Genomic DNA, 223 nt, shown 5'->3' with positions numbered 1-223 from the left:
CTATTAATAATTCATGTAATGCGTTATACGTCGAAAAAACGAAGTTTGGTTGAAGACTTCGCTTTTGTTTATATATGTCATGAACAGTTTCTATACCTTTAATAGTACGTGAGGCATGGCGAAGACTTTGAAAGCCTAAGGAACGAGAAAATCGACGTTTCACATGTCGATGATCTTGCTCGATGATATTATTGAGGTACTTTATTGTACGATGAAAGGTATT

1 protein-coding gene is annotated in these 223 nt (G+C 35.0%); it reads right to left on the bottom strand.

Annotated elements, in window-relative coordinates; genetic code table 11:
- Nucleotides 1-223, bottom strand: a 223-nt coding sequence (locus JDS96_RS31660) for a DDE-type integrase/transposase/recombinase (RefSeq protein ID WP_199669198.1), incomplete at both ends; no start/stop codon positions are given.

Origin of the sequence: Bacillus cereus group sp. N21, assembly GCF_016483395.1 — a bacterium.
Classification (GTDB): domain Bacteria; phylum Bacillota; class Bacilli; order Bacillales; family Bacillaceae_G; genus Bacillus_A; species Bacillus_A pseudomycoides.
Note: the sequence above shows the minus strand (reverse complement) of the source record. Positions and strands in the feature narration are given on the sequence as shown.